11 protein-coding genes and 1 pseudogene are annotated in these 13,100 nt (G+C 71.7%); 2 read left to right on the top strand and 10 right to left on the bottom strand.

Annotated features, from left to right (window positions below):
• Positions 1-71: 71 nt before the first annotated feature.
• Positions 72-1,520, bottom strand: a complete 1,449-nt coding sequence (gene argG, locus ACFWVP_RS16245) for an argininosuccinate synthase (protein WP_384497138.1) — start codon at positions 1,518-1,520, stop codon at positions 72-74.
• Between the two features lie 481 nt (positions 1,521-2,001).
• Here argG and ACFWVP_RS16240 point away from each other — a divergent pair.
• A pseudogene (locus ACFWVP_RS16240) lies at positions 2,002-3,534 on the top strand (hypothetical protein); the annotation flags it as partial.
• On the opposite strand, the gene aac(3) reads toward ACFWVP_RS16240, so the two are convergent.
• A complete protein-coding gene (aac(3), locus tag ACFWVP_RS16235) occupies positions 3,486-4,391 on the bottom strand; it encodes an aminoglycoside 3-N-acetyltransferase (protein ID WP_384497136.1) in 906 nt (301 codons plus the stop codon). The pseudogene ACFWVP_RS16240 and the gene aac(3) sit on opposite strands and share 49 nt — an antisense overlap.
• 216 nt (positions 4,392-4,607) lie before the next feature.
• Here aac(3) and ACFWVP_RS16230 point away from each other — a divergent pair, with 216 nt between their 5' ends.
• A complete protein-coding gene (locus ACFWVP_RS16230; RefSeq protein ID WP_384497134.1) occupies positions 4,608-5,024 on the top strand; it encodes a VOC family protein in 417 nt (138 codons plus the stop codon).
• A 31-nt stretch (positions 5,025-5,055) separates the two neighbouring features.
• On the opposite strand, the gene ACFWVP_RS16225 is transcribed toward ACFWVP_RS16230, so the two are convergent.
• From ACFWVP_RS16225 to ACFWVP_RS16190, 8 genes are all read right to left on the bottom strand, one after another.
• Entirely contained in the window at positions 5,056-5,481 is a 426-nt protein-coding gene (locus ACFWVP_RS16225) for a DUF6086 family protein (protein ID WP_384497132.1), read from the bottom strand.
• A 62-nt stretch (positions 5,482-5,543) separates the two neighbouring features.
• On the bottom strand, positions 5,544-6,248 hold the full coding sequence (locus ACFWVP_RS16220; protein ID WP_384497130.1) for a tectonin domain-containing protein: 705 nt from the start codon (positions 6,246-6,248) through the stop codon (positions 5,544-5,546).
• 641 nt (positions 6,249-6,889) lie between these two features.
• Positions 6,890-7,663, bottom strand: a complete 774-nt coding sequence (locus ACFWVP_RS16215) for a helix-turn-helix domain-containing protein (RefSeq protein WP_384497128.1) — start codon at positions 7,661-7,663, stop codon at positions 6,890-6,892.
• 126 nt (positions 7,664-7,789) lie between these two features.
• Positions 7,790-8,779, bottom strand: coding sequence for a sphingomyelin phosphodiesterase (sph, locus tag ACFWVP_RS16210; protein WP_384497126.1), 990 nt, complete (start codon positions 8,777-8,779; stop codon positions 7,790-7,792).
• 183 nt (positions 8,780-8,962) lie between these two features.
• Complete coding sequence (locus tag ACFWVP_RS16205; RefSeq protein WP_384497125.1) at positions 8,963-9,598, bottom strand: class F sortase; 636 nt, start codon at positions 9,596-9,598, stop codon at positions 8,963-8,965.
• Between the two features lie 115 nt (positions 9,599-9,713).
• Complete coding sequence (locus ACFWVP_RS16200) at positions 9,714-10,091, bottom strand: hypothetical protein (protein WP_384497123.1); 378 nt, start codon at positions 10,089-10,091, stop codon at positions 9,714-9,716.
• 124 nt (positions 10,092-10,215) lie between these two features.
• Positions 10,216-12,300: a sensor histidine kinase gene (locus ACFWVP_RS16195; RefSeq protein WP_384497121.1), complete on the bottom strand. Its 2,085-nt coding sequence runs from the start codon at positions 12,298-12,300 to the stop codon at positions 10,216-10,218.
• On the bottom strand, positions 12,281-13,000 hold the full coding sequence (locus ACFWVP_RS16190) for a response regulator transcription factor (protein WP_384497154.1): 720 nt from the start codon (positions 12,998-13,000) through the stop codon (positions 12,281-12,283). The genes ACFWVP_RS16195 and ACFWVP_RS16190 overlap by 20 nt, the downstream gene beginning before the upstream one ends.
• Between the last annotated feature and the right edge of the window lie 100 nt (positions 13,001-13,100).

Raw genomic sequence — 13,100 nt, 5'->3', positions numbered from 1 at the left:
CGGCGGGGGGCCCCCCCCGGGCGGGTCCGCGCCGGGGGGGCGCCACCCTCCGGTGCGGCTGACCGGCCCGGCTAGTCGGTGCCGAACTCCATCGCGGCGCGGTCCAGCATCTCGTCGTCGTCCTCGGTCCTGCCGCGCGAGGCGATGATCTCGGCGCCGCCCTCCGGCATCGCGCCGATCAGGCCCGTCGGTTCCGCCGGGGCCGCACCGAGGAGCGCCGCGTGGGCGTTGCCGACGATGCCGAGACCGGCGTACTGCTCCAGCTTGGCGCGGGAGTCGGCGATGTCGAGGTTACGCATGGTGAGCTGGCCGATCCGGTCGACCGGGCCGAACGCCGAGTTGTCGGTGCGCTCCATGGACAGCTTGTCCGGGTGGTAGCTGAACGCCGGGCCGGAGGTGTTCATGACCGAGTAGTCCTCGCCGCGCCGCAGCCGCAGGGTCACCTCGCCGGTGACCGCCGCGCCCACCCAGCGCTGCAGCGACTCGCGGACCATCAGGGCCTGCGGGTCGAGCCAGCGGCCCTCGTACATGAGGCGACCGAGACGCCGGCCCTCGTTGTGGTACTGCGCGACCGTGTCCTCGTTGTGGATCGCGTTGACCAGACGCTCGTACACGGCGTGCAGCAGCGCCATGCCGGGGGCCTCGTAGATACCGCGGCTCTTGGCCTCGATGATCCGGTTCTCGATCTGGTCGGACATGCCCAGGCCGTGGCGGCCGCCGATGGCGTTCGCCTCCATCACCAGGTCGACCGGACTGCCGAACTCCTTGCCGTTGATCGTCACCGGGCGGCCCTGCTCGAAGCCGATCGTGACGTCCTCGGTGGCGATCTCGACCGAGGGGTCCCAGAACCGCACACCCATGATCGGGTCGACGGTCTCGACACCGGTGTCGAGGTGCTCCAGGGTCTTGGCCTCGTGGGTGGCGCCCCAGATGTTGGCGTCGGTGGAGTACGCCTTCTCGGTGCTGTCACGGTAGGGGAGGTCGTGGGCAAGCAGCCACTCGGACATCTCCTTGCGGCCGCCGAGCTCGGTGACGAAGTCCGCGTCGAGCCACGGCTTGTAGATCCGCAGGTGCGGGTTGGCGAGCAGGCCGTAGCGGTAGAACCGCTCGATGTCGTTGCCCTTGAACGTGGAGCCGTCGCCCCAGATCTGCACGTCGTCCTCGAGCATCGCCCGGACCAGCAGGGTGCCGGTGACGGCACGGCCCAGCGGCGTCGTGTTGAAGTACGCGCGCCCGCCCGAGCGGATGTGGAACGCGCCGCACGTGAGTGCGGCCAGGCCCTCCTCGACCAGCGCCGCGCGGCAGTCGACCAGGCGCGCGATCTCGGCGCCGTACGCCGTCGCACGGCCGGGCACCGACGCGATGTCGGGCTCGTCGTACTGACCGATGTCGGCGGTGTAGGTGCACGGGACGGCACCCTTGTCGCGCATCCACGCGACCGCGACGGAGGTGTCGAGTCCGCCGGAGAAGGCGATGCCGACGCGCTCGCCGGTGGGCAGGGAGGTGAGAACCTTAGACATAGGAAGAGTATGCGTTATTTCGCATGGCCATGCAATGCGGGTTGTCGTCGGCGCGAAAACGCAGGCGGTGGACGACGGGCTGAGCGCCTTCGCCGGCCCCTTGCCGATCCTGTCCGGCAGGAGCCTGCCCTGGGCCGGCGCCGCACGCGCGAGCCCCCCGCACAGGAAGAACGTGCCGCCGATGTCGTCACCGGCGATCGGCTCCGGCGTCCCACCGGACACCAGGTGCGCCCCCTCGACGAGGTACGCCCGGCCCACGTCGAAGCTGAAGGGGGACGCGGCCGGTTCGGCCAGGTCCGGGCGGCCGCATGGGGGCCCGCCGGTGCGTGAAGGCGTGTCGCCGCCCCTCCGGAAGACCCAAGCGGCACTGCCTCCCCACCGGTTGACATGCCGGGCGGCGCGTCCCGAAGGTCCGGACCCTGACGTCGGGCAGGGTGGCATCTGTCGCATTCGGACCCATCTGTATCGGTAGGGAGCGGTCATGCAGGGCACGCAGGAGTGCCGGCCGGCACGCCCGGCACCGGAGGCCGTACCCGTACGGCCCCGCAGACGGATCCGCGGCCCGCTGCCCTGGCTGGCAGCGGTAGCCACGGCCCTCGCCCTCGTCCAACTGACCCTCGTGGTACCGGGATCGGGGCCTGCCTGGGACGAGACCGTGTACGTCAGCCAGGTCGGCGGCAACGCGCCTCCGGCCTTCTTCAGCGCCCCACGGGCCCGCGGCATCACCTACCTCGTCGCCCCGGCCGCAGCCCTCACCACCTCCACGACCCTGCTGCGGATCTACCTCGTACTGCTCTCCGCCGCCGCACTGGTCGTCGCCCTGTGGATCTGGCGCAAGGTGCTCCCCACCCCCGTACTCGTATGTGCGGGCGCGCTGTTCGCCGGGCTGTGGCCCACCCTGTTCTACGGCCCGATGGCGATGCCGAACCTCTGGTGCGCCCTGGGAGCGCTGGCCGCCGCGGGCTGGGCCGTGAGAGCGGTGGGCGGCGCGAGGGGCCGGGCCGAACTGATCGGGGCGGGGGCCGCCGTCGCACTGGTCGCCCTGATGCGTCCCGCCGACGGTGTCTGGCTGACCCTGCCGCTGATCCTCGCGGCGGTGCTGGTCCCCGGCCGGAGGCGGCCCGACCTGTGCGCCGCCCTCGTGGCCGGGCTGCTCGCGGGCTGCGCGCCCTGGGTGGCCGAGGCGTACGCACAGTACGGAGGCGTGGGTGCCCGGCTGCACCGGGCCGGCGCGATCCAGGGCGGCCTCGGATGGAACATGGCCGTCGACGACCAGATCCGGTCCCTGGAGGGGCGCACCCTGTGCCGCCCCTGCGACATCCCGTGGAACCGTCCGGGCACCGCCGTGTGGTGGGCAGCGGTCCCCTTCCTCACGGCCGGCGGGGTCGTGGTCGCCCGCCGTGCGGGCCGGGGGACCGCCGCCCTGGTGGCGACGGCGACCGCGGGATCACTGGCGGTGCCGTACCTGTTCCTGATCGAGTACGCCGCACCGCGGTTCCTCCTCCCCGCCTACGCGCTGCTCGCCGTACCCGTGGCCGAGAGCGTGACCCACCTGTTCGCACGGGCGAGGCAGCGGGCGAGGGCGACGGGGCGGCCGGTCGGCGTCACACTGCTGGCCCTGGTCCTGACCGGACACTTCGCCGTCCAGCTCCAGGTCCTCAGCCGGGTGTCCGCCAGCAGCCACTCCACGAGTGCCGACTACGCGGCCGTCGCCGGTGCGCTGAACCGGCTCGGGGTGCGTCCGCCGTGCGTGGTCAGCGGGGAGCAGGCCGTCCCCATCGCGTACTACGCCGGCTGCTCCTCCCGGCAGACCGGCGGGCACGACGCGAGCACCACCCCGGAAGGGATCAGGGCCGCCGCCCGCCGGACACCGGTGGCCGTCCTCGTGACCGGTCGCGCGGAGCCACCCGGCTTCGCCCGTGCCTGGCGCTCCGTACCCCTGCCGTACACACGGGGCTCCGGGCCCTACCGAGGGTTTCTGTCCTCGGACACGGCCGGGTCGCGGGCGTCGGGCCACCGGGCACCCGCACCCAGGTTCTCCTCGATCCACCCGACGCCGAAGCGCACGACCTCGTCGGCCTCGAACAGATAGCTGGTGGCCGCGCCGACGCTGCCCCGGCGGCCGATGCCGGCGGCCAGCATGTCCTGGGTGATGGCCTCGAACGGATCCTGTCCCTCCGGCACCACGGAGGAGTAGTCGAAGGCGCCGTGCTCGGAGTCGATGTCACGGAACCGCCGCCAGACCCGCTGCCCGTCCACGCGGATCGGCTGCTCGTAGTCCACGAACCGCTTGCCCGGCGCCACGGCGAGCGCCTCGGCGTGGTGCAGGAGCGTGAGGGTGTCCAGCGGGGCGCCCAGAAGAAGGACCCGCCCGCCCAGGGCGACCAGTTTCGCCAGCGGGCTGCCGGGGCCGTGCGGATCGTCCCAGGGGTGGTCCGCCGTCAGGAACCGGGCGGCGATGCCGTGAGCCGCGAAGCTGGCGTCGGGATGGCGGCTGCGGACGGCGCCCGGCAGCCGGCGCAGTGCTTCCGGCAGACGGCCGAAGCTGTGGTCCGCCTCGCTCAGCCCGGGGTCGTACGCGGGATGCTCGGCGCGCACGGCGTCCTGCCAGGCCTGCGGCCAGTCGGTGAAGTCGTACGGCGGGGCGTCGTTCCAGCCGCAGGTCACCATCAGTGTCCCGTGCTTCCCGACGACGTCGTCGAGTGCGTCGATGACCGTCCTGGGGCCGCCTGCCACGTATCCGATGGCGGACATCCGCGTGTGGAACATGACGACGTCGCCCTCCTCCAGCCCGAGCGCGGTCAGGTCCCGGACGAGCCGGCTGACGGTGACGGGGCCGTGCGCGCGCCGGAGTGAGGCCAAGTCGTCCATGGACGCAAGATATCCGTCGGCCGGCAGGTGTGGGGCGACGCACGCTACGATCGACGGGTGACTACCGGGTCGGCCTCGAGCCATGCACGAGAGAGGCGCCCGGCCCTGGCATGACCGCGCGGCGGGCCCGAGGCCCGCCCGATCTCCGAGTCGTACCGTCCGGTGCCCTGTGCGGCACCGTCCCAACGGAACCCAAGACCCGGAGAGTTGCCACAGATGCGGAACGAACAGACCCTCGACGAGGGTGTCACCACCGTCCAGTTGAACCACCACGCCGTGTACGCCTACGACCGGTCTCTGTCGGCCGAGTTCCTGGCCGTGGTCCTGGGCCTGGAGGTGGGCGCACCGTTCGGCCCCTTCCTGCCCCTCGACCTCGGCAACGGGGTGACGCTCGACTACTACGAGAAGCGGGACGAGCCCGTCCAGGCGCAGCACTACGCGTTCCTCGTGCCCGACGCGCAGTTCGACGCCATGATCGGCCGGCTGCGGGCGCTCGACGTCACCTACTACGCGGACCCCAGGCACACGGAACCCGGTCGGATCAACGGGCTCTTCGGCGGTCGCGGCGTGTACTTCGACGACCCGGACGGCCACAACATGGAGATCATGACCCGGCCCTACATCCGGCCGTAGGAGCCACGGCCCGCACGTGGGCCGGGCCGGCTCAGCACGCCATGGAGCGGACCATCTCGTGCGCATCCCGGCGCAGGGCGGACGACCACTCGTCCCGCGCCGGGGTGTGGGGCCGGGCACGGCCGTCGTGGCAGGCGGTGTCCCGGTCGAAGTCGGGGGAACCGAAGTCCACTTCGATGCCTGCCCGCTCCGCGAGAGCCAGTGCCGTGGCGACGAAACCGTCCGACAGCGCGCGCATGACCCGGTGGCCGGTGTCGCGGTGCCACCGCAGCAGGGCGTGTACGAACGCGGCGAAGGCGTCGGGGTCCACCTGGTACGCGTCCGCATCCTGGGGTCCGATGCCGGACGGCATACCCAACTCGGCCTCGTAGACGGCGAGGTGACTGACGAACAGCCGGGCGGCACCGTTCGACGGGTTCCACAGCGTCCGGTCGCCCCTCTCGAAGTACTGGCTCATGCCCGTCGCCCTCCTGCCGACTGTGGCGGACAGCGTAGTCGGCGGGAGGGCGCGGTGCCGGGTCAGCTCGGCTGGTCGCCGGTGTAGCGGTAGATGTCACCGTTCTTGTTGACGTGCCAAGCGGTACCGTCGGCGCCGGCGGCGATGTCGGTGGCGGTGCCGGGGATGTTGACCCACGGGTTGGCGTCGTTGTTGGTGTACCGGTAAATGGCTCCGGCCGCGTTGACGCCCCACACGTTGGTCCGGGAGCCCACCGCGATGCGGCTGAGGCCGCCGGTGATGTTCTTCCACGGGTTCGAGCTGTCCTGGTCCCCGGTGTACCGGTAAATGCCTCCGGCGGCGTTGACGCCCCACACGGTGCCGTCGGCGCCCGCGCCGATGTCGCTCAGCGCCCCAGGGATCTTGATCCAGGGGTTGGCGTCGTGGTTCGTGTACCGGTAGATGGCGTCGGCTGAGTCGACCCCCCATACGTTCGTCCGGGAACCCGCGTCGATGCGGACGAGACTGCCGTTGATACTCGGCCACGGGTTCGAGGCACCCTGGTCTCCGGCGTACCGGAAGATCTGGTTGCCGCTGTTGACGCCCCACACGGTGCCGTCCGCGCCCGCGCCGATGTCGCTCAGCCCGCCGGGGATGTTGATCCAGGGGTTGGCGTCGTAGTTGGTGTACCGGTAGATCGCGCTCCCCGCGTTCACACCCCACACCGTCGTCCTGGAGCCTGCAGAGACAGCCGAGAGGCCACCCGCGACCTTCACCCAATCCGCCATGCCGAAACACCTTCCCTCGAACCGTTGGTGCGGCCATCCTCTATGGCCGGATGAGGCAATAAAGTGCGTGAACGCTTGTCTTGATAACAAACAAGCCGGTAAGTCGATGTTTGAGCTCCTGCCATCCTGCGGAACACGGGGGAGACGGTGCGGTCGGCAGAGCTTTCGACGGAAAGGACTGTCCTGCTCGCGGGGGATCGACAGAGTCGCCCGCTCGTGTATCCGCTCGACCGGCCTCTCCCTCCGGCCCCACAGCAGCCGATCGAGCGCAGGTGGTGGGTATCGCCCGCCTCGGAGCTGACGTCGAGGCGCTGGTCGGCGCCCTGCACCAGTTCACGGCCGAGAACAGCCGGCTTCACCAGCGCCTGACGCAGGGCGCTGAGTGGTCCATATCCTGCCGCAGTCGAGGACTGTCGGTGCCATACCGCCCGACGCGTCCGGCCCGGTCGCCCCGAGCGGTGCAGACACGGACCTCGCGAGGTCGGCCCGGTATTCGGTGCAGGTCGGTGCGTCGCCGGGTGAGGAGGTGACCACAGAGACCGGGCCCACCAGGCGGGCGGCTCAGTTGGCGACGCGGATGACGATCTTCCCGAAGGCACCGCGCGCGAGGTGCTCGTACGCCTTGATCGCGTCGTGACCGCTCAGTTATGCCGGAACGCGCCCGGCGTCAGGCCGGTCGTCCGCCGGAAGGCCGCGCCGAACGCACTCGCCGACCGGTAGCCGACCTGCTCCGCCACACTCTCGACGTCCCAGCCCCGAGAGAGCAGGGTGACCGCGTGCTGCGCGCGCACCGCCGCCACCCAGCGCGCGAAGCTCGTCCCCGTCTCCGTGTGGAACGCCCTCGTGATCGTGCGGGTGCTCACCCCGAGCTCGGACGCCCAGTCCGTCAGCGTCCGCAGATCGCCCGGGTCCGTGCGTACCGCCTCGGCGATCGGGCGCAGCAGTGCGGAGGCCGGCACCTGGACGAGCAGTTCGCGCGGCGACGGCCGGAGCACGTCGAGCACCAGCACCTCGGTCGCCGCGCGCGAGGCTGCGGGGAGGCCGGGTTCACCCAGTCGTTCCAGCAGCAGCCGCAGCAGCGGCGTGATCTCGACTGCCACGGGTGTGTCGGATATCGACGCCGTGGTGCGGAAGTCGAAGAAACTCGCACGGAACCAGGTGCCCGCCGCGGCCGAGCCGGAATGCAGCGTGCCCGCGGGCATCCACAGCCCCAGCGAAGGGGTGACCGTCCACACCCGGGCACCCACCACCGCCGAGGTGGCGCCCCGCTCGTTCCACAGCAGTTCGTGGAAGGGGTGCGAGTGGTCGCCCCAGACGATGTCGTGCGGGACGACCTCGTCGTACCCCTTGATCACGAAGGTCGTGTCCGTCGAGCCCGGTGCCAGAGCCGGAAGGGTCCTGGTCTCCCTGGTCATGGGCGTGGGTCGACGGTGCGGGAAACGGGGCGCATTCGCTCACTTTACCGGCCGCGCAGGCGGGGCATCCGGGACCGGATACGCGTACGACCACCCGTCCTGTCGCCCCGCCGGACGGTCCGTGCCCTACCGTCCGGACGCCACCACCGGGTAGTGGTCGGAGAGGTTCGTGTAGGTGTAGTCCGTACCCCAGCTGGTCACCGTCCAGGGTGCGCTCTCCTCCTTGACCACCTCGTTGGTCCACCCGGACGGCTTCACGTGCCCGGCGCGGTGCAGCACGTGGTCGAGGTCCTCGCGGGGGTCGTCGGGGTAGCGCTCGGCCGCGATCGAGTTGTCCCGGGTGTCGAAGGAGTACAGGTGTCCCGTACGGGCGTCGGCGTCAGTCAGTCCGGCATCGGCGAGCATCGACGCGTACTCGGGGGAGTGCGAATCGACGTTGAAGTCGCCCGCCACGACGACCTGTTCGGAGGCGGGGATGTTCTTCGCGTCGAGGAAGGCGTCGATCTGCCGGAACTGCAGGCTGCGCTTCCGGGCCGCCTCACCCGCACCGCACCCGGGATCGGTCGACTGGGCGTGCGTTCCCACGACGTGCACCCGGGAGCCGTTCACGTTCAGTTCGGCGTACGCGAAACCCTTGTTGGACCACCAGTCGCCGCCGCAGGCGTCCTTGTAGACGTGCTGTTCCTGGCGGGTGATCGGCCACTTGCTGAGCACGGCGACCCCCCCGTCCTCCGGCGTCGTCGCCGAGTAGGAACCTCCCGTCGCGTCCCAGCCGCTCCTGCTCCGGCCCACCACCGGGGTGCGGTACGGGTACTGGCCGGCGGCGTTCCGCAGCAGCTCGTCCGAGGCCGCGTTGTCGAAGGCCTCCTGGAGTACGACGACGTCGTTGCCCCGGAAGAAGTCCGCCTCGGGGATGACCGCGGCCCGGTGGTCCTGCCCCCAGTTCGGATAGAGGGTCTTGCTGAAGAGGAACGCGTTGTAGGTGAGGACGCGCAGCGACGGGGTCTCGGCCGCCGCCTCCGCGGCGTGCGCCGCCGGTGCGGCCGCGGTGAGGGCGGCGAGGGCGGCCAGGGCCAGGGTCGCGCCGGAGGCGCGGCGGATCACGGTGTGCAGCACGGGTTCTCCTGCTGTGGGGTGTGGGCAGTCGGGCCGGTGACGCCCATCAAAGCAGCAGGAGTTACCCGTGGGTAGACATCGGATGCCGGGAGTACGTCGGGTAGTTGTAGCGACATCGAACGCGTGGAACGCGAGCCGCGCGGCTGCCCGGCGCACGGGCCGCCGGCCTGTTGGCCCGCCGGTTCAGCGGAGCGTCGCGTACACGATGAGGTTGTCGACGGGATGCCCGTCGGCGTCGAACGAACCGTCGCACGTGACGAGCCGGAGCACCCGCTCGGTCGTCGACTCGTAGACCTTCTCCGTGGGGAAGGAGTTCTTGCTCACCGTCTCGGTGTCCGTGACGGTGAAGTGGGTACGCTCGCCGCTCCCGCCGAGGACGGTGATGACCGCCCCCTTGGTGATCTTCTTCAGGTCATGGAAGACGGCCTTCCCGAACCGGGTGTCGTTGTGGCCGATGAGCACGGCGGCCCCGGGCTCACCGGGGACGGCCCCGCCCGCGTACCAGCCGGCCGTCATGCCCTTCTCCGCGGGCGGCACTTCCACGGTGCCGTCCGCGTTGAGCCCCAGCCGCATCAGCTCGCTGGTCACGCCGATCGACGGAATGGTGACCTGCGCGGGCGCCGGTGCCTTCAGACGTTCCCCGGATACCTCTGACTCCCCGGCCTCCCCGGACTTCTCGACGGTCGAACCCGACGCCTGGACCGCGGCGGAGGGCTCCGCCGCACCGGACGACGAACAGCCGGTGAGCGGCACCAGGAACAGGGAGGCGGCGGCCCTCGCTATGACGGTCCGCCGGAAGGCGCGTGCGGTACGGGACATGATGGCTCCGGGCGTAGGGGCTCTGGGCGTACGGAGGTGCGTACGGGGCATGGGGCGTCGGGTCACGGGAAGTGGCGCCGCCCCGTCGTGCGGAGCGGCGCCACGCGTGCCCAGGTCAGCCGTTGCGGTGCGCGGCGGAACGGCGGCGCAGCACGAAGGTGCCGGCGCCGGCCAGCAGGACCGCGCCCGCCGCCGAGCCGTACAGCGCGGTGCCGCCGCCACCCTGCTCGGCCGCACGCTCACCGGCCGCGACACCGCCCCGCGGCAGCGTGCCCGCGGGAACGGACTCGGCCGGCACCGGCGTCGGCTCGGCGGCACCGGTGCCGGCCTCCGTGGGCACGGGGCTGGGCTCGGCGGTCGCGGGGGTGCTGACCTCGGGGGTGGGCTTCGGCTTCGCCGAGTCGTCCGCGAAGGCCGCGGCGGACGGGAGGAGGACCGCGCCGACCGCGACGGCGGTCAGGACAGCGGCGCGCAGGGACGCACGAGGGGACATTGAGTGACTCCGATTCCGGCCCGGCGTTGGTGGAGCCCGCCTGCGGGTGCGTGGCGGGCGCCGGGCATGGCTCCAGACTGGAGTGGAGTTATGAGGAAGCTGTCAGGGCGCTGTGTTCATCGCATCAGGGCCCGAACCGATGGTCGCCGCCGGAGCCGGGCGGAACCCGTGGCACAGCACCGGGACCCGTACCCTCGGGGCCGGCCGGCGGCAGACACAGGGTGAAGACGGAACCCTCGCCCACCGTGCTGACCACATGGGCCGTCCCCCCGTGTGCCTCCGTGAGCTTACGGACGATGGACAGGCCCAGACCGCTGCCGCCCGTGCGGCGGTTACGGGACTTCTCGGCACGCCAGAAGCGGTCGAAGACGTAGGGCAGGTCCTCCTCCGGGATGCCGCTGCCGGTGTCGGCGACCTCCACCGCCACCTCTTCCCCGGCCCCGGTGACGTACGCCCGCAACGTCACCCGGCCGCCCGCCGGGGTGTGGCGTACGGCGTTGGAGACCAGGTTGCCCACCGCCTGCCGCAGCCGCACCGGATCGGCGGTGAGCGTGGGGACGGGGGCCCCGGCCGCGTCCACCGTCAGAGCCACCCGCGCCATGTCGGCCTGTGCCTGGTGGGCCGCCGCGACGTGGGCGAGCAGATCCCCGATCCGAACCGGCTCCGGGTGCAGACGCAGCGCGCCCGCGTCCGCCGCGGACAGGTCCTGGAGGTCGTCGATGATGTGCTGCAACTGCACCGCCTCCTCCAGGAGCGAGGAGATGAACACGGCGTCGGGATCGGCGATCCCGTCCTGGGCGCCCTCCAGCCAGCCACGGATGTTGCTCAGCGGGGTGCGCAGCTCGTGGGCGACGTCGCTGACCATCACCTTGCGCTGCTCCTCCAGCCGCGCGCGGTGTGCGGCCATGTCGTTGAAGGCGACGGCCAGCCTGCCGATCTCGTTGTCCGTGGTGACCACGACGGGTGCCGAGTCCTCGCCGTCCCGCATGCGTTGGGCGGCTCCCGTGAGTGCGTGCAGTGGCCGTACGAGCCTGGCCCCGGCGAGCACCGACGCGCCCACGGTGAGTGCCAGGACGAGCGCCGCGACCCCCGTGATCCGAGCCGTGTTCGCGGGGGACAGTTCGAAGCCGGGGACCGCGCCGCCGCTCGGATCGCTGATGAACAGCAGTGCGGGGGAGGCGACGTACGAGCTGAGCTGTTCCTGGCGGGCGATGCCGACACAGGAGGCGATGGCCCGGTCGTTCTCACTGGTGAGGGCGTTCACGGTGAAGGAGGGCGACGGGGTCGGCCGGGTGACCTCACGGGGTACGGGAGTGGGTTCCGCCGTCGCGCCGGGGGCCACCTCCGGCTCCGGGCCCGCGTCCGGGCCCGCGTCCGGGCCCCACGAGAGATCCAGGTCGAGATGTACGGATTCCCGCTCCTGGCGGTCCAGGCACGCGTCGACCAGTTCGTTGAGCGCGGCGAGCGCCTTCTCCTCGGTCGGGGTCGGGGTGCCCAGCGCGGCCGTGGGGCACAGGGTGCCCTGCACACGGTCGGGATCATTGCCCACGACCTCGAGCCGGGGCCGCCCGCTGGGCCCCTCCACGACGTCCGAGGCGATGCCCTCCCGGTCGAGGCAGGCTGCCGCCTTCGTGGCGATGTCCATCAGTGACGTGCGCTCGGCCGGCGGCAGGCGGAACGGGCCGACGGCGCGGGGATCGATCCGGTCGGTGCCCGACCGTGCGCCCACGTCGGTCGTCACGGAACCGGTCACGGACCCGGTGATGGACCCGCTCACGGATCCCGCCCCGGACGACAGGGCGGCGTCCACGGACATGGGGTCCACGACCGCCGACGGCTGGGACGGCAGCGCCGGCGGGGGAGGGGAGGCCCCCGCGGTGTCGGCGAGGATCTCCCGGGTCTGCGTCGTCAGCGTGATCCGCCGGCCGGAGTCGTCCGCCAGCTCGCGCAGGGTCGTCGCGACACCGTCCCAGGTGGGGTGCTCCGCCGCGTATCCGAGCAGGGTGTCGTGGACACGGCTGTCCGCGGTGAGGTTCTGGCCCTGCTCCTGCTTGATCGCGCCGGAAGTGGTCTGCACGGCCAGCCAGGCCGTCGCGGCGACCGAACACGCCGCGACGAGCGCCGACACGGCCAGCAGGCGGCCCAGGAGGCTCTTGCGGAGCGGCAGCCGGTGGTGACGGCTGCCGCCGCTATCGTCGCGCTGACGCACGCGCGCCACCCTTCGCCGGGTCCGTCAGCTTGTAGCCGACCCCGAAGACGGTGAGCAGCCGGACCGGCCGGCGAGGCGCGCGCTCGATCTTCTTGCGCAGGTTCATGATGTGCACATCGACGGTCCGGCTGCTGATGTACCGGTCGAACCCGTGCAGTTCCTCCAGCAGTTGCTCCCGGGCGAAGACACGGTCGGGCTCGGCGGCCATCGCGGCGAGCAGCCGGAACTCACCGGGCGTGCACTCGACCCGCACGCCCTCCACCGCCACCTCGTGACGTACCGGATCGACGGCGAGCGCCCCCACCCGCAGCACGTGGCCGTCGACCGGGTCCGGATCCGCGTCGCGCCGGGTGCGCCGAAGCAGGGTGCGCACCCGCGCCATCAGCTCGCGCGGGCTGTAGGGCTTGGTCATGTAGTCGTCCGCCCCCAGGTCGAGCCCGAGCAGCAGATCGTCCTCCGTGGACCGGGCGGTCAGCATGAGCACCGCCAACTCCCGTCCCTCGGAGCGCAGTACGCGTACCACGTCCAGCCCGTCGGCCCGCGGCATCATCACGTCGAGGACGAGCAGGTCCGGCGTGCCCTGCCGGACCTGCTCAAGGGCGGCGAGACCGTCCCCCACCACCGTGACCGCGTGTCCTTCGCGCTCCAGGTAGCGGCGTACGAGCTCGGCCTGCTTCGGGTCGTCTTCCGCGACTATCACATGTGCGCACACGCGGACGATCGTAGAGGAGCCCCTGACCACGCCTCCGGGTCAGGCGGGTCAGACGAGCAGGTCCAGGACCTCCCGGGTCACCCGAGTT

The organism is Streptomyces sp. NPDC058637, from assembly GCF_042717325.1.
Lineage (GTDB): Bacteria > Actinomycetota > Actinomycetes > Streptomycetales > Streptomycetaceae > Streptomyces.
The sequence above is the reverse complement of the archived record's forward strand: the minus strand, read 5'-3'. Positions and strand labels throughout refer to the sequence as shown.

Bases quoted from the DNA above. Each gene is read 5' to 3' on its own strand.
- argG (WP_384497138.1), bottom strand. From the start codon at position 1,520: ATGTCTAAGGTTCTCACCTCCCTGCCCACCGGCGAGCGCGTCGGCATC.
- ACFWVP_RS16230 (WP_384497134.1), top strand. From the start codon at position 4,608: ATGCGGAACGAACAGACCCTCGACGAGGGTGTCACCACCGTCCAGTTG.
- ACFWVP_RS16225 (WP_384497132.1), bottom strand. From the start codon at position 5,481: ATGAGCCAGTACTTCGAGAGGGGCGACCGGACGCTGTGGAACCCGTCG.
- ACFWVP_RS16220 (WP_384497130.1), bottom strand. From the start codon at position 6,248: ATGGCGGATTGGGTGAAGGTCGCGGGTGGCCTCTCGGCTGTCTCTGCA.
- ACFWVP_RS16215 (WP_384497128.1), bottom strand. From the start codon at position 7,663: ATGACCAGGGAGACCAGGACCCTTCCGGCTCTGGCACCGGGCTCGACG.
- ACFWVP_RS16205 (WP_384497125.1), bottom strand. From the start codon at position 9,598: ATGTCCCGTACCGCACGCGCCTTCCGGCGGACCGTCATAGCGAGGGCC.
- ACFWVP_RS16200 (WP_384497123.1), bottom strand. From the start codon at position 10,091: ATGTCCCCTCGTGCGTCCCTGCGCGCCGCTGTCCTGACCGCCGTCGCG.